Source organism: Paenibacillus sp. FSL P2-0089 (genome assembly GCF_038595095.1).
Taxonomy (GTDB): domain Bacteria; phylum Bacillota; class Bacilli; order Paenibacillales; family Paenibacillaceae; genus Paenibacillus_AQ; species Paenibacillus_AQ silagei.
This window is the reverse complement of record NZ_CP152006.1, coordinates 2643858-2661537: the sequence shown is the minus strand read 5'-3', so window position 1 is coordinate 2661537 and position 17680 is coordinate 2643858. Positions and strand designations below refer to the sequence as shown.

7 protein-coding genes are annotated in these 17680 nt (G+C 53.3%); 3 read left to right on the top strand and 4 right to left on the bottom strand.

The window, feature by feature from the left end; all coding sequences use genetic code 11:
* Positions 1 to 552 precede the first annotated feature (552 nt).
* A complete protein-coding gene (locus NST69_RS10650) occupies positions 553 to 8697 on the bottom strand; it encodes an endo-1,4-beta-xylanase (RefSeq protein WP_342549224.1) in 8145 nt (2714 codons plus the stop codon).
* A 247-nt stretch (positions 8698 to 8944) separates the two neighbouring features.
* Positions 8945 to 10294, bottom strand: a complete 1350-nt coding sequence (locus NST69_RS10645; protein ID WP_339255651.1) for a glucuronoxylanase — start codon at positions 10292 to 10294, stop codon at positions 8945 to 8947.
* Between the two features lie 249 nt (positions 10295 to 10543).
* On the opposite strand from NST69_RS10645, the gene NST69_RS10640 reads away from it, so the two are divergent.
* Together NST69_RS10640 and NST69_RS10635 are read left to right on the top strand one after the other, a co-directional pair.
* The gene (locus NST69_RS10640) at positions 10544 to 11401 is read left to right on the top strand and encodes an AraC family transcriptional regulator (RefSeq protein WP_342549223.1); all 858 of its coding nucleotides are present in this window, start codon (positions 10544 to 10546) and stop codon (positions 11399 to 11401) included.
* Positions 11402 to 11553: 152 nt separating this feature from the next.
* Positions 11554 to 12078, top strand: a complete 525-nt coding sequence (locus NST69_RS10635) for a GNAT family N-acetyltransferase (protein WP_342549222.1) — start codon at positions 11554 to 11556, stop codon at positions 12076 to 12078.
* Positions 12079 to 12369: 291 nt separating this feature from the next.
* Here the strand turns inward: NST69_RS10635 and NST69_RS10630 are convergent, their stop codons facing one another.
* Complete coding sequence (locus tag NST69_RS10630) at positions 12370 to 14346, bottom strand: hypothetical protein (protein WP_342549221.1); 1977 nt, start codon at positions 14344 to 14346, stop codon at positions 12370 to 12372.
* Positions 14347 to 14495: 149 nt separating this feature from the next.
* On the opposite strand from NST69_RS10630, the gene NST69_RS10625 reads away from it, so the two are divergent.
* The gene (locus tag NST69_RS10625; RefSeq protein WP_342549220.1) at positions 14496 to 15341 is read left to right on the top strand and encodes an AraC family transcriptional regulator; all 846 of its coding nucleotides are present in this window, start codon (positions 14496 to 14498) and stop codon (positions 15339 to 15341) included.
* 516 nt (positions 15342 to 15857) lie between these two features.
* On the opposite strand, the gene uidA is transcribed toward NST69_RS10625, so the two are convergent.
* Positions 15858 to 17669, bottom strand: a complete 1812-nt coding sequence (uidA, locus tag NST69_RS10620) for a beta-glucuronidase (protein ID WP_342549219.1) — start codon at positions 17667 to 17669, stop codon at positions 15858 to 15860.
* Positions 17670 to 17680: the final 11 nt, after the last annotated feature.

The following is a 17680-nucleotide window of genomic DNA, read 5'->3' as shown; positions in this document are numbered from 1 at the left end:
CGGTTCCGGTAGCTTCGTTTTTCCGGGCAGGATTACACGGGAGAATTACTTTAACTAATGGCTTGCTGAGGGGTTACTTCACCCCGATTAGGAGGCAAGTTGGAGGCTTAATTGCAATTCGTACAACTAAATCGTCCGATGTGCCGCCAAATCTCCGTTTAGATGTAGTTCGTGCAATTAAAATGCCCCTATACCTGGATTTTCGCCCATCCGGGCAAATGTAGTTGCACAAAATACAATTAGAAGAGGATGTCCATCCGTTTCACTGTTTTTAGTTGCACTGAATACACTTATCCCTGTTTTTTCGCTATAAACGCAGCTTCATCCCTTACCGCTTTGTTGGAATGAAATCACTTGTTTAATTCTGATGGTCTACTAGGTTGTCCGGCGGGTAGGTATGGCGAGGGATTGCGCTTGGTACGTGGAAGTTTATATTACTCAAAAATCCCCTCCGGCCAGCCAGCATCCGGCCCATCTTCCGATGGGTGGACGCTCGCGGCCGTGAGGGTTATATGATGTGATTCTATGCTTTACCTGCAGGGTGTTACTTCTTTACTTCTTCAGTATGCGGAAGATCATGACGGCGGCTTCCGCCCGGGTGGTGGCTGCAGCGGGATGAATGGATGTGCCGTCTCCCCGCACGATGCCTTCTCTGACCAGAGCGGCTACACTATTTACAGCATACTTCGCCACCTTATTGCTGTCCGTATAGCCGCTTAAATCTCCGGTACTGCCGCCGGCAGATAATTTGTTCACTACCTTCAAGGCTCTGGCTGCAATCACCATCATATCCTGCCGCGAGATTTCGCCCTTCGGATTGAAGTTGCTGCCGTCTGTTCCATTGATAATCCCCAGCTGCTTCGCAATACTGAGCGCTTCATAATAGTAGGCTCCCTGGCTTACGTCTGCAAAGCCGGAACCGGATTCCGCTTCGAGACCCAATGCTCTCACTACCAGCAGCACAAAGTCCGCTCTCGTAATGTTCTTCTCCGGGCTGAAGGTGACCGCGGAGGTTCCTTGGATGATGCCCAGACTGTACAGTGTGTCAATCGCCTCCGAAGCCCAGCTGTATTTGGCACCTACATCTTTGAACGGGCTGCTTGGCACTGGTGTCTGCGTAGGTGCTGGTGTCTGCGTAGGTGCTGGTGTCTGTGACGCAGCCGGTGTACCTGTTGCTCCCGGCGTCGATGTTGGTGTCGGTGTTGGCGTAGCTGTTGATGTTGGTACTGACGTCGGTACTGGTGTTGGCGTCGGCATCGGTGTCGGTGTTGGTCTTGTTGTTGGTGTTGGCGTCGGCTCAGACGGACCGCCGCTGTCTTTCAGCGTAGTTACAGAGAGGGCAGGACCATTCTTGCTCCAGTTCCCGGCTTCATCCCCGGCCTGCACCGAGAAATGATACTCTGTTCCCGCGGCAAGCCCGGTTACCTCGTACCGCAGCTCTGTTCCAGACAACGCAGCGATTTCCTCTGCTCCCCTATTGACTTTGTAGCCGGTCACTCCCGTATCGTCAGCAGCCCGCGTCCAGGTTAGTGTCAGACCGGATGCTGTGATCCGTGAAGCTTCAAGCTTGCTTCCCTCCATCCAGACCGGAGGTGTGGTGTCGGTAGCAGGCAGTGTCGTTGCTGACACAGAAGGCCCGCCCTCGCTCCAATTACCGCCCGTGTCTCCCGCTTCTACTTTGAACGTATACTGCTTACCCGGCTGTAATCCCCTTACTTGATGACTGTATACAGCACCGGTTACGGTCTCCGTATACACAGCATCTGTAACCGTAATCGGCTTATCTCCGGTTCCATTCGTAATCCGGTACCCGTAGATGCCGCTGTCATCTGTGGCCGTAGCCGACCAGGTCAGCGTCAGTCCGCTACTCGTGATACCGGAAGCGGCAAGCGTGCTTCCTTCCGCCCAGACCGGCGGCGTGATGTCTTCACCTGGAAGGGTGGTCACTATAACGTACGGTCCGTCCTTACTCCAGTTCCCCGCTGCATCGCCTGCCTCTACCTTGAAGGTATATGACGTGTTCGGCAGCAGTCCAGCTACCTCATAACGATATACGGCTCCGGTTGCGGTCTCCACCGGTTCGATACCGGTTACAAGCACCGACTCGGAATCGATCCCATTGTAGATGCGGTATCCGGTAACACCCAGATTATCCATTGCAGCCGGCCACGATAAGGTAACTCCTGTAGGCGTAATACCGGTGGCTTCAAGCTTGCTTCCCTCAGCCCACACAGGCGGAGCTGCGTCTCCCTTGCCGCTGAGAGTAAGGTTGCCGAACACCTCTGTTGATTTCGCAGCCCGGCCCAGCAGATCATTCCAGGTAGCTACGCCGATCAGATTGGATCCGGTTGCATTGTTCACCTGCGCATCGAACCGGATCTGTGTCCCGTTCTCCGGCCTCAGTGTGCGGAATGGAATCTTCATCTCCACCGTATAAGCCGTCCCTTCGGTTACCGCCGCCGATTCAAATCCCGGTGAGACCGCCGGTGTCGAATTACTGAGGAACTTGAAGGACTGCTCTCCGGCATAGTTGACCCGGTATTGCCCGTCATCCTCGCGGTACGGCCAGGCGTTGATACGGTCTTCGTCCACATAAGCTTCCACGGAGTCCTGCTTCGTCTTATCCGTGCTGGCTTTGCTTAACTGCGTATCTTTGACCTGGAACAGCACATAGAGATTCTCTTCATCCCACAGCGTCCGGGCGGTTCCTGTGGTCTCCGATGTCGCCATCAGATGATTGTCAATCTGGATCTCCGGCGCATTCGCCCAGAGGTCGTCTATGCTTCCATCAATGTCAGGGGTACCATACAGCGCCGTAGAGCTCTTAGTCTCTGGAGTCACATAGAGCGGATGCCCGGCCAGATACTTCTCAGGATCAAGGATGGCATAATACGCCGGCTTCGGTGCCAGCGAGCTGATGAACGGCAACGGATTCTGACCTGCTCTCCAGCTCGCGCTGTCTGCATATCCCCAAAGGGTGACACGCGCGATTACATCCGCATGCTTCTTGTAGATCTGGAACAATTGGGCATACAGGTTCGCCTGCTTCTCTGCCCACTCTGCTGAGAGGGAATAATTCATGCCTGCCAGCACATCCAGCTCGCTGATGGAGAGCTCCACGCCCAGGGAAGCATATTTCTCAATCGCCGCTTCCACATTGGCAGGCTTGGTTCTCATGTCGTAGTGGGATTGCAGCCCGATGCCGTCAACCAGCAGCTTGCCGGGATGGGCCAGCGCATAACGGTCATTGATCTCTTTGACCATGTCATAGATGGCATCCCGCTTCTCCGGGAAATCATCGTTGAAATCATTGTAATACAGCTTGATATTCCACGACGGATGCTCATCCAGCACTTCCCTGGCGGCAAGGAATGCCTGCTCTACAAAGTCAGGGCCGACAGAATAGTACCAAGGTGACTTACGCAGCGCATCCTTCCAGTCCGTTACGGCCGGAGGACCATCCTGCATCGCCTCATTGACCACATCCCAGGAGATCACCGAATCCTTGTAATGCTCCATGACCGTACGGATATGGGTTTTCATATTTGCCAGTGCCTCACTGCGGCTGAGATAGACCGGATTCCCCGTCCCATCCTTCACGGCATTGCCTAAGGCATCCACCTGCTGCGTGAACCACGCCGGAGTCTGGCTATGCCATACCAGCACATGCCCATGGACCTCCGCCCCCATCGCCCGGGATTTGGCAACCATATCGTCTGATTTGTTGAAGGTAAAGGTACCTTTGGTCTTCTGCAGCGCGTCCGGCTTCATCTCGTTCTCGAAGGTCACGGCATTGAAGTGGTAATTGAAGAACGCATTCTGCCCGTTGCCCGGATTAAGATCATTAGTGCCGGGTATATTGCCGAGCAGGAAGTCGTTCTTATACACTTCTTGGAGCGGAAGAATGCTCTCCAGACCAGTGTCTGTGAAGCTGAAATCATCGATATAGTAAGATGCAGTAGTGCTATTAGGGCTCTCTACATATAAAGTGACATCATCATGCAGATAACGGTAGGTTCCCTCCAGCTTCACCCAGTCTCCGCCTGCACTGACCGTCTGTGTAGCCAGACTGACATAGTACGGCGTAGGTGCATTGACCTGTGCCGTCAGCTTGAGCTGTGCGCTTGCCGGGCTGATCAGCTTAACCCATACCGCCGCTTTGTACTCGTTGCCGATGGTGACGGCATCCTTGACCTGGACCGCAGGTCCGTCCGGGTTAGCCGCTCTGCCTGTGACCTTCAGGGCATAAGCGCCGCCCGTGGTGTGGTTAGCTTCCTTGGTAAGATCCAGCTTCACGCCAGCACTTCCCTTCGGCTGGAAGCCTTGCACGGTCCCATCCTCGAAATCTCTTACCGCCTTCATCCCCGCTGCAATAGTGAACGGGCTGACCTTTACACTGACACTTCCCTTAGTTACAGTCAGCGTGAATCCGCCTCCCTGGAGAGTAATAGCGGTCTTCACTCCCAGTTGCTTCAGCGCTTCATTGCCATCCAGAATCGCCTGCGCTTTGGCCATCAGCTTAGTGTTATCTTCACCCTCCACTGCATTAGGAACGGTAATCCGGTTGCCAATCAAGGCCGCCGCTTCCTCTACAGCCTGTTGATCTGCAGTAATTTCCCCCGTCTCTCCCAGGGTCTTCACCAGGGTAACCCCCGAGAAGGTGACTTTGAAGTCCGTTACAGCGCTCGTATTGGTTCCGTACAACTGCACCTTGGCATCCTTGAAGAAGTCCGGGGTATACGTTGAAGGATTCCCCATCGCCAGCCAGGAAGCACCACTGTTTGTGGAGAAATAGCCTTGCACCACATTGCCTTCTTTTACAATCCGCAAGAAATAATTAGTACCGCTCAGGTTAGTCTGGTTCGTATTGTTGGTGAAGGATTGGGTGCCAATTTTGCCTGAATTATTGACTTTGATATTGCTGCTGACCTTCCTTGCATTGATTCTGTAAAATTCTCCGCTTGCAGTAGCGCTGATGCCAAGTCCAACCTGGGCATTCTCACCCATGGACGGATCATTCAGCGGTTTGTCAACGGTGAGCTTCGCTGTCAGCGTCCAGTTGCCTTCAGCAGAGCCCGGCATCTGCAGCATATTATGGCTGCCCGGATAGTCCGTATCGCTCTTCAAGGTCTGGATGGCCGCACCCTCAGCACTATAGCTAAGTACGTTCTGCGGATCAGCCGGATTCACGACCTCCCAGCCTGCCGGAAGTCCATACGAGAAATCAACCACCTCGTTCGTACTGAAGAAGATTTTATAGGTCTTAACTTGTTCCCCTTTGATAAACCGGACCACTGCCGTGCCCTGCGCACTGTCCGCCTGCGAGATACTCACAAGCTCAGCCGGATCGCTGGTTACCGCTGTAACCTTCGGAATGGCGTTCCCGGTGACTGTATATTTATATTCATGCTTCGCTTCGTCAAAATCAGACGGCTGAACGCCATCAATAAAGAGGTTGTGCGACACGACCGCCTCAGGAGTAAGCGACATTTGATCAGCATACAGGATGTTCGCATCCTTCGCATACACCGCCAGGACCACCTTCGCTGTGCCTGCGGGTTCCTCATACGTGAATGGCTGATTAGGCGTCTCATGCCAGTCTGCCACCTTCACATCCACGGGCTGGAAGGAGCTTAAGCTAAGCGGCCCGCCCTCAAGAATGCGTCCGACGAACTTGCCGCCCGCCCAGTATGCAGGATCACCGGCTTCACGGGCTGCGTACGGTTCAGGCATATCGCGGCCATTGATCGGAGTCATTCCGAGCTGATTCCCGTTCCCGTCGTAATACACCAGCGCCGCTTCGACATCACCCGGATGCTCTGCAGCAACATCATAGCTGTCCGGGCGGCTCATCATCGAGAGGAAGTAGCCCTTGAAGTTATAGCTCTCTCCCTTGTTCAGCTTACCGGTAACATCCTGCCACATTCCATCATACTGCTGCGCAGCGTCGATGCGGCCAGCAAGCTTGCCGGAACCGGCAACCTTCGAGGTCGAGCTGTTCTTCAAGTAACGTGACAGACCCGAATAGCTTTGTATGGTATCCGCCGTTAACACTGGTCCTGCAGCAGCAGGCTCAAAGGTTCCCTTGTTGTAACGTCCGGCAGACCAGTTGTCTGTATTGGAAGCGGTTGCCGTATCAAAATCCCCGTTGAGCAGCAGATTGCCCGGAATGGATACTGTAGAATTGTTGGCGGCAGTACTCCAGTCGGAATCGCCTGCTCCGAACAGGAAGCGGTCAACGGTGATCGTACCCGCAGTCCCGTTTGGTTCGGCCACGATATACAGATCCTTATGGCCGTAAGCACTAAGATCGCCTGTATCGACCATGTCCTGGAATTTGCCGTAGCTGTCATTGGCCGGTACCGGAATCTCTGCGACCCGCGTACCTTGGGACAGGATATCGGCGCTGCTGCCGGCAGGGGTTCCCACCGGAAGCACATAAGCAGCAAGCTTGCCTCCCTGCGCCGACTTCGTCTGGGCGGTAAGATACAGCAAGTGTCTGCGGACCACACCGCCGTTCGCCGAGCCGTCTGCAAAATTCACATTGTTGTAAGCGAGATAACCGCCTGCACCCAGTGTCACTGCCTCATTGGCACGGCCTGCTTGGCCTGCACTGTCGCCGGGCACGCTGTTGTCATTCCCCTCTGCTTCCAGCGTGGAGAAGATATCGCGCTCCCCGTCCAGCCCCTGATAAGTGGCAAAGGTTCCCTTGGACGGAACAACCGTCACAACGCTGGCCGACGGAATATTAATGACGAATTTGCCGCCCGATACAGGAATCGTACCCAGCTTCTTCTGGTTCTCGCTTCCCGAGGTGCGGAACACCGTCACACTATCTGTTCCTGCCGGGAAGTCCTTCAGATTGAATTCCAGCGGCTGAACGCTGTCATCGTTGTTGGCACTCGATACCGTCATCGAGAAATCACCCGTAGCCGGATTCTTGAAGCCGACCACATTCAGATCAGGCGCCGGTACACGTGTAACCTCAAAGCGCACATCGCCGGGATTCATGAACCGGGAGAAATGCCCGTAGCTGTAAAAGCGCTTGAACAACCGGTATTCACCGGTCAGTGTGCTGATCCGTCCCGGCTCCTGCTGGGAGTTGGTCGTCACGAAGCGGATGAGGTCAGAGCCGTCTGCTCCGTTGCTGTCCCACATGCTCCACCAGACAAAGCCGGTGAAGCCCGGGTTGCTGGTGAACATATTGGTCATCAGATTTGACCAGCGCACGGCATCATTAATATTCTGATTGCCGTAGCGCTGCGTATACGCTCCAGCCGAACCGTCAGCGGTGTCCTGGTTCATGAATTCTGCCTGCCAGAGCTTATACTTAGTAAGATATTCGGGATACTTGCTTCCATCCTTGGTATAATCCAGAGGATTCTTGGAGAAATCCCCGGTGTGGTACAGCTTGTTCTCATCCGTACCGATGCCAACTGTACCGTAGAGATGGGTAGTGAATACATCGAGATAGGGATTCTTGTCGAGCGCATTATCCGGGTCCGTCTGCGAGAACACCTCGCCGCCTCTGCTTAAGGAAGCGCCCAGATTGGTGCCGTCCACTGCGGCTAGCTGGGGAATGAAGTCAATGAGCTTGCCTTCCGGGTTCTTAATATCATAGAGGTCGCCGCCAGGCTGCATCGATTTTTTCAAGGCAGGTCCGATGTAACCGTTAATCAATTCCGTAACGTAAGCGGCTGAGCCGCCCGCCAGATCGACTTCGTTGAAGGGATTGATGTGGGTAACCGGAATCCCATACTGCTCCCACATACCGCGGATATAATTGACAAGATAATCTGCATAGGCCTGATAGTATATTTTGACTGGTTTTCCGCCAATGGTGGCGATGTCGCCACGGACAATTTTGCTTGGAGAATTGGTGTTGGACTGGCTCATCCAGTAGGGTACGGTCCAGGTGCAGGCGTAGAATTGCTTGACGCCATACTGCTGTGCCTGGCGCATGGTCCAGACCTGATCGATATCGAACAGCTCTTTGCGGGTACGCGGGGAATTCTTGATGACTACAGGCTGTTCACCGGGCTTACTGAGGAGATTGGTCGGGCCGCCGTCGTCATTGCCGATCGGCTGATTCCAGGAGGGATAATCCCATACAAAGTCTTGCACAGGTACAAGCGTTCCAGGAGCATGCTCCGGTTCAACCGGCCAGATGCTGTCGGTATTGCCGTCATAATAGCGGTTCTCCGCTTCGATCTTGTAGCCGTATTGTCCTGCTGTTCCACGCATGGGAATGGCATTCCCCTCAATGTCAAAGCCGGGATTATTCACATCGGCCAGGAGACTGGTGAGCGGGTTGAACCCCGGGCTTGCCGCAGTAGCCCCGGAAGTCGTCAGGCCGCCGTTGTCACCGATGATCACCCGGACAATGTCGTGACCTGTACCCTTCTGTTCACTGAAGGTCAGATCCAGCAGATGCCGGACCGTATCCTGATGGCCGGCCGAAGCGAGCTGCAGCATATGGACGGAATCCGTATACGCATAGGCGGCTCCTACGCCATCCATCGTCTGATAGCTCTTGTACCAATCGGCGGTTACCTGTGCCGGAGCAATAGCAGCCTGCATGGCAGCAGCCGGAGCAGCTTGAAGCGGGTTAGAGAATGGCATAGGGGTAATGACTGATAGCAGCAGCACACCAGCCATTGAAACTGAGAGTGCCTTTCTCCTGATCTTTTTACTCATCCTAGAGATTCCTCCTCTTGTATGCGCTTACATTGTTTTGCCTGGTAATATCCTAACAAATCAGATTGTACATTTATAGAAGAAGGATGCACGATTCATTTTAAAATAACACTATTCTCTTTCAAATTTAAACGATGACCCGAAAGCACCAAAAATCCCGGCCTGTAAGCGCACTATACAAGCTGCGATTCACAGGCCGGGATGCTGATTCTATCTTCGGTTAAGTCATAAATGCTGCGACTGTATTCTACTGGGCAAGAACTTCCTCAGCCAAGGCGGGATCTACTTCAATGTCATAGATTGCATCCGTTACTGAGCTTTTGCTGCTTCCGAGTGTGGCTACAAAGGTAGTTACACTAAGCGCAGGCAGTTGGGCGGTGAAAGCGCCGTTCGACACATTAATGTTAGAGCCGGCGGCTACCTTGCGGCTGGCGTCTGTGGTCCATGGGGACACACTCGATGCGGAGCCATTTTGCAGGACGAACCGCTGGCTGACCGCCGAAGTGCTTTTATTAATAGCGACAATCACTGCCTTGTTACTGCCCTTGTAAGCCGAGACATAGACATTGGTGTTAGGGTTCTTCGTAGCATCAACTCTTACATAACCCGGGCGGACGAACTTGGAGAACTGGGCCATGCTGTCCCCGCGCTTACTGATCGTGCCGTCTTCATTCATCGGGCTGTATTGGCGGCGGATATACCACCATACATAAGCCTGGAAATCCCCTTCCACCAGCGCATTGTGCATATGGTAGGCTACTTCCAGCGCTTCCGGCCACAGGTTGGCCGAGTTGTTATTGCTGTTCGGGTAATAGACCTCGGTCATCCACAGCTCTTTGCCTGCACCCTTCTGCTTGAAGAGCGGATAGGCAAAGTTGTTCACCTGTGTTCCATACAAATGCGCACCCAGAATGTCCATATTGGCCAGCGCCTGGGAGTCATTCAGAATCGGGTCAGACATATTCTTTAGATATTGGAAGGACTCAGGAGCAATGACCCGGCAATTGATGGAACCGGCATAATTCTTCATAAAGTTCAGGACTTCGGCAGGTGTCCACCAGGTCCAGGTCTCGGCATAGTCCGGTTCATTCTGTATCGAGATCGCATACAGGTTAACCCCGTTATTCTTCATGTATGTCACGAAGTCATTCAGATGCTGGGCGTATGCGCCGTATTTATCATATCTGAGCCGCTTGGCTGACGTATTCCCATTGTGGTTGAAGGTCTCCGTCATACTTGCAGGAGGATTCCAGGGTGAAGCGAAGACGATGGCTCCCTTGGCAACGGCCGCCTTGGCCGTGTCCAGCTCCTTAGACCAGTTGTTCTTGTTATCGTCCACAGAGATTCTCAGAATGGATAATCCCAGCTGGTTCGCTCCGTTGCCGAAGGCGGTCTCCCGCTGCGCGGCCGTCAGATCCCCGATCCAGACCGGGTGGTTGATGCCCCCGAATCCGCGGATCACCTGCTTCTGGGCGGACAGATTGACCGTCACATCGCTGGCTGCTGAAACTTTGGGTGGCGGCGGCACCACCAGCATAGACAACATAGTTACCGTTGCCAGCAAGGTACATAGTGATTTTTTAAACGTTGATTTCATTGCTTCATCTCCTTATTATATGATTTCTGCACAACATTCCTGCCGAATTCTGCCTCTGGTCGCACCCCCTGTCTAATCGAAGCGGCAGCTGTACCCTGTACAGGCTTGTCCTTTTTCCTTGCAACACTTGCAAGCGCTTCCTATTCCTGTATTATATTAAATAGTTGATATATCGTCGTTGCATATCAGCGATACTATATTGCGCGGATACCGATAATCCTTATATATCCAATTAAAGGAATGGATGCCATGGAGCAGCTTGCCCAGTATGTGTTCACCCCGATCCCCGAAGAAATGATCTGCTTCCACAAATCAACCACCACGGAGCAGCTCAGCCCGGCTCAGCCTTACCACCGGCACGATGCCTACGAAATCTACCTGTTCCTGAGAGGCAATACCTATATGTATGTGGAGCAGTCCTGCTACAAGCTCTCCCCCGGCGATCTGATTCTGATCCGTCCAGGTGAGATGCACCGCTGTGTCTGTGCCGACAACCAGACCTATGAACGGATCGGGCTGAACCTGCGAAGATCCGCCCTGCGGCGGCTATCCAGCAGCCGCACGAACCTGTTGGCCTGCTTCAACGCCTTTCCCTCGGGGCTGAACACGCTGATCCGGCTCTCCCGCGACCAGTGCGCCTTCTATTCCAGACTGGCGGACCAATTGATCTATAGCCTGCACTCCGAGGAGTACGGACAGGATCTGCTGGCCGATTCCTATGCCACCCGGCTGCTTGTATTCATCAACACTCTGCAGCAGTCCTCCGCCGCTCTGCCGCATAATCTCATGCCGGAGCTTGTCCGCCGGACGATGGCTTACATCGAGGAGCATCTGCTCGAACCGATCTACTCCGCCCAGCTGGAGCAGGAATTTCATTACAGCGGCAAATATATAAGCCAGCAGTTCAAAGAGCACACGGGACTTACCGTCCGCTCCTATATCGTTAACAAGCGCGTCTCCCTGGCCATGAGCCACCTTACCTCCGGCAAGAGTGTCGCGGCCGCCTGCGAGCTGTCCGGCTTCAGCGATTACGCCAACTTCATCCGCAGCTTCACCAAGGTAGCCGGTATGTCCCCGGGCAGGTACCGGGCCAGTATGCTGTCCTGAGTGCCCGGGCATTCTTTTGAAAAAGGTAAGGTTCATTATAGCTGTCTTTTCCCTTACGTCCGGCGTAATGTGTTGATACAGTAGGTTTAGGGTTGCACAAGTGTCCGTCGAACTTAGGGCAATGAAAAGAAAATAATATATGGAGGTTAATGATGAAGACGGCAATTCAGCATATAACAGAAACAAACAAGGAACCATTTGAAAATTTATTTAATTATTATCTCTATGAGCTTTCTGCTTACTCACAGGAGGATATTGGAGCAGAAGGTACATTCGAAATGGAAGATATCTCGCCATATTATAGGGACGAACGGTTGTATCCTTACTTCATCACGTTTAATGACAAAATCGTTGGCTTTATTCTGGTTACCTCTCCTCCTTATGTTGCAAAGGAAGTAGACTATTCAGTGCAGGAGCTATTTGTATTTCCCAAATACAGAGGCACGAATATAGCCAAAGATGCTGTCATGCAAATCTTCCAACTGCATTCTGGCCGCTATGAGGTGGGGATGTTCAAATCGAATGTAAAAGCTGTTAAGTTCTGGACGAAGTTGATATCCGCACTTGAAATTCCGGTATTCGTAGAAGACGGTTCCACTGAAATTCAAGGAAATGCAGTGCAGACGATGGGTATGAAATTTACGATAGCTCTTTATGCTGGAGTAGATTCAGCATAAGCATTTGGGGGAGTGGGACCGCTCCCTGCGCGTCAGCAAAATGTATGCTGTTTTTCGCATACATTCAGGCCTCACGCCTGCGCGCCAGCAAAATGTATGCTGTTTTTCGCATACATTCAGGCCTCACGCCTGCTCGTCAGCAAAATGTATGCTGTTTTTCGCATACATTCGGGCCTCACGCCTGCGCGCCAGCAAATGTATGCTGTTTTTCGCATACACGATAAAAGAGGCTGTCCCTTTTGGGACAGCCCCATCTTTTTGGCAGAATATCAACATTGAGAATTAATAGCGTTACTCGCTGTCCGCCTCCCAGTACTCGCCAACCAGACCTTCAATAATACTGCCGCTGGCCCAAGGCATCAGACAGAACCAGGTGCTGGCCGGTGAACCGTCACTGTAGGTCTCGGTCACCAGACCCTCCGAGTGGCAGAATCTCTCGGACATCCAGCCCGTCAGGCCGTGATCGAACTCCCGGTCATACCGGTTGTAGGTCTGACAGCCCCAGCCGACGGTATCCAGCATCCGCTGCTTCACATACGGATCTTCACGCCGCTTCACATAATAATACAGCTCATCTACCACGCTGCTCGACATAGGATGAATATGCGGATTGGCGACGGAGGTCACGCTTCCCCCGCAGCTCGACCACCCCACCGTGCTTAGCGGCGGCACCTTCACTGGTGAATTGTAAGCAAATTTAAAGGTAAATTCGTAAGCAAGTGCATCCCTCATATGATCCAGATACAGCTCATCCCCAGTGAGGGCATGCAGATATCTGACCGCTCTGATATACGCCAGAATCCCTTCAGAATCTACCGCCTTATCTGCATCAAGCGGCGCTCCATAACATTCCATCCGCATCACATAGGTCTCATAATAATGCCGCTCACTGCGCTTCAGGCTGTCCAGATGCGACCGGTTTCCGGTTAGCCAGCTATAGTAGGCTATGGCAGCCATGATCCAGGTTCCGCTGAAGGAATCGTATTCAAGCCCGGCACCGGTTCGCTCGGAGAGAATCGTAGGGTATTCACCGTCCGAATTCCGGCTTCTCTCCAGTACAGGGAGAATCTTCCGCACGAAGTCCACCCACTCCTCGTGAACGACATGCTTGAGCCGTTTCTCGTATTCATAGGCCTTCATAATATAGAACAAGGCCTGTCCGCATAGATAAGCGGAATGTCCGGGCGTGCGCATCCCGTCAAACCACCAGCCGTGAATGCTCCATTTCCCGTCCTGATAGGCCTCATAGGGAAGACCGGAAGCCGGGTTCAGGGAGTTCCCGATGATATGCTCAATGCAGGAGAGCGCCTGCCCGCGCATAGGCTCATCTCCCAGCCGCAGCGCAGCCATCAGCATAGGAGTGGCTACAGTCAGACCGTTTGTCCAGCTGATGGAGATGATTTTATTGTACCGGTACCCGCCCGTCTCCTTGTCCTCATAGACAAAGGTTGTGTAACTCCGGTCCTCAGGCAGCCACGCATACTGATAGATGGCCTTCGACAGATCGGCCGCAGCGCTCCTGAACCCGCTCCCGGGTCTTGGGGGCTGATGATAGCGGGAATAGATCTCTTCCAGTGCAGCATTGATGCCTAGCTCAGACTCAGCCTTGTAGTCATACAAATCCAGCATGAACGCTACTGACTCTGAGGCCGCCAGTTCGAAGCAGTTCTCCTCCAGCGGTGCCCGTTCCTTGACAAGACGCGATTTGATGAACAGAAGCGGAGCATTCTCATACCCCAGCGTATAGCCGACCGTTCCCTTGGCAAGCGAGCAGGTGAAGCCGCCATACTGCAAGAACTCCCCCTCTAGCCCAGGCTTCCACTGGATCTTCTCCCCCTCCCTGTATATAAAATAAGGGCTGGCGCATAATCCGTACACTTTGCCCGTGTCATATACCAGCGCCGCCGGATGCGACAGCCGGTCGCTGCGCACCATCCACCAGGAAGAAGAAGGACGCGCAGGCTGCCCATTCCTTAATCTCGGAAACTCATTCGGAACATTCTGCGGAGCCTCTCCGCGGTTGCGCCCATACATAAAGGCGGGAAGAAAAAAGCGCGGATCAGCCTTGGCGAACGGCAACTCCACATGAATAACGCCTGACCAAGGCGTGCTGTTCAGATTCGTGATCTGTACAAGAGCCTGAAAGGGATGCTGTGCACTGCCTGTCCCGCCTGTTATCTCAACGGATGCATGCAGTCCATGCCCGTTAAGTCCGGTATATTCAGGATCTTCCTGAGCCTTGCTTCTTGCCGTTATGATCAGTTCCACTATCCTGTCCTCCAGTCTGTTGTAATACAATAAAATGATTGCAAATCATATTCCTGCATGCTAGGATAATGTCATTTTAAAGTAGTTCCAGAGAAGAATCATTGCAGGTTCCGCTGTTATTATTGCGCGAAATGATCCGGAGGTTACCCATGAACGAGCCATTTGAGCTTCGCTATGACCCTATCCATAAAGCTTACCTCTACCTGCACAGGACAACCACCTATAATATGGGAACCTTCTATCACCGCCATGAAGCGTATGAGCTGTACTTATTTCTGCGCGGCAACGTCAAGTTCTATATTGAGAACAGCTGCTACCACCTGCAGCGCGGAGATCTGCTTGTGCTGAACCCGGAAGAAATGCATCGTTCCTTCAGCCAGGATGAATCGGAATATGAACGGATTACGATCAATCTCCAAAAATCTTATCTGCACCGCCTGTCTACTCCGGCTACCCCTCTATCCTGGTGCTTCGACTACCGCCCGAAGGGTAAGGGCAACATCGTGCATCTGGAGGAAGCCGAGCTTCAGCAGGTTCTCAGGTTGACCGGCGATCTGGAGGAGGTCCTCTCATCGGATGCGTATGGGGCAGATATCCTCGCCAACAGCATGCTTGCTCAATTATTGGTGCTGACCAACACCGTGTTTCATAGAACAAGCATCGTTCCTGCAGATATCATGCCGGAGCTGGTCCGCAGGACGATGGAGTATATTGATGCCCATCTGGGCCAGACCCTCACGCTTGAGCAGCTTAGCAGCACCTTTCATTTGAACAGCACCTATATCAGCCGCCAGTTCAAACAACACACAGGCCTGACGCTACGTTCCTATATCCTGGACCGCAGGATTTCGTTAGCCAAGGCCTGCCTCCGCGAAGGGTTTAGCATCACCGAGGCCTGTTATCAATCCGGCTTCAGCGATTATGCCAATTTCATCCGCAGCTTCACCAAGGTGGCCGGCATGTCCCCGGGCAGATACGCCAAGCAGGAACTGTAGGATGTCTCGCGGGAAGTGGAGCGGGCAGGCGCAGTGTCTGCGGAAGGCGGGACTGGATCATTAGTGGGCTGGGGATTTACAGATTCGAGAGAGTGTTGCTTACAGTTGAGAGCGCGGGGGACTTACAGCGTCTGACTCATGGCGGCGGACTTATACAAGTGGAAATTGTACATCTAATTTGGCGGTAAAGGGGTACGTAAACTAATTAGTTGGAAAAATGCAGCTTACTCAGCCCGACTTCTGCTAAATCCATCGGATTCCAGGAATTAAGTGTACTTTTTCAAACTGCTTGCTCTCAACCCTCGATTTCGGCAAAATTAAGTGCCTTTTTTCCAACTATATCCGCCCTTCCCTCTTGCAACGTATCACATAAGGCCCCCAGCCGAGCCGGGGGTTATTGTATAAAAAAAGCCTCCCATAACGGGAGGCTTGAAGGGTTGGAGACTTGCAAGCTTCGAGGCTTCGAGGCTTGCAATCTTGAAGGCTTGCAAACTTACGTTGCAACTTAAACTCAAATTACTTCTTATACCCAAAGTCCGGTATCTCCGTCCATCTCCGGCGCAGCTCGTGGGCTGCCGCCTTGGGCTTGCGGTCACGGGTGAAGATGCCTTTCTTGTTCCCCTGCACCCGGATGATGCCCTGGCTGGTGGCAAAGTCGGCAAAATTCCATACCTGCTCGCCCACAAACTCCTGGAACTCGTCGAAGACCTCGTGGTTAGCCTTGTAGAACGCCACCTGATACTCCTCTGTGAACATGATCGGCTCCACATCATGCAGTCCGGCCACGGTATCGGTTCCATATTCGGTCATCATCATCGGCTTGCCGGGGCACCGCCGGCTCCAAGCTTCCAGCTCCATCCGCAGCTTGACCTTCGCTGACTCCAGATCTCCCCCGTCTACATACCAGCCGTAGTACCGGTTGAAGGCCAGCACATCGATCAGCTCAGAGATTCTGTCGTTCGCCGGGGATGCCTCAATATGCGTCACCAGGGTCACCGGACGGTGCTGCGGATCTTCCTCCCGCAGCTGCTCAATCAGCGGCTTGAAGTATTCGTACGCTCCGTCCTCATAAGATGCCGGTTCGTTCGCTACATTCCACATCACTACACAGGCATGGTTCTTATCCCGGTTAATCAGCTCCCGGATCACCTGCCGGTGATGCTCGAAGGTCTGGACCTCTGCCCAGGTATCCTTCTTCGAACCTCCTGAGAACATCACCAGGAAATTAAGATCCAGGCCTACCGCCGGAGTCTCATTAATCACGACGAAGCCTTCACGGTCGGCCAGCCGCATCACTTCCTCGGCATACGGATAATGCGCCGTGCGGAAGGAGTTGGCCCCGGACCATTTCATCAGATTGAAATCCATAATGTTCGCCGCTTCATCTAGACCCCGTCCATGGAACGGAGTATCCTCATGTCTGCCGTAGCCCTTGAAGTAGAACGGCTCGCCATTGATCAGGAACTGTCCGTCCCGCACTTCGACCGTCCGCACGCCGAACGGCAGCTCATAGACATCAACCACCTGCTCCGCTTGCAGAAGCTCAATCTTCAGGGTGTACAAGTAGGCGTTCAGCGGCTGCCATAGTCTGACAGATGGAATATCCAGTACACCGGACGGCTCCGTCCCTGAGCAGACCGTGTTCCCATCTTCATCCAGTACCGTAACCCGGACCTCGGCTTCGCCGCTAATGTCCACGCTATAGCGGATTATCCCTTGCCTCTCCTCCCCCTGCTCCTCCTTATAATCGGTCACTACAGTGACGTCCTGAACGAAGGTGAGTGGCGTGGAGTAGATTCTCACCGGCCGCTGCAATCCGGCAAAGTTGAAGAAATCAAAGTTCGGCTGGTTCTTCACCCTAAGCTTCCCGTCCGGCCCTTCGGTCTCCGTGTACAGGCCAACAGGCAATGTGGTGTAATCCACGACGTTATGAACAGCTACCGTCAGCCGGTTCGTTCCAGGCCGGATATAGTCATTAATCACTCCCTCGAAGGGAAGGAAGCCGCCGGCATGCTCCATCACCAAGCTTCCATTGATAAATACCTTCGCCTTATGGGTCGCCGACCCGAACCTCAGGACAAGCCGCTCATTCATGACGTTACGCGGAAGGGACAGCTCCCGCTCATACCAGACCCAGCCGACATGATTACGAATCTCCGGGCTTACGCCAAGATCATTGTAAGCCGAGGGCACCGCCATAGGGATCGTATCTGTGAGCTTCGATGCCTGCCAGCTCTCGTCCCAGCCGGAGCCATCGTCCAGCTTGAAATTCCATACCCCGCCCAGATCGTACAGACTGCGGGTTTCCGTCATTATTGGATACAGCACGGGCAGCACTC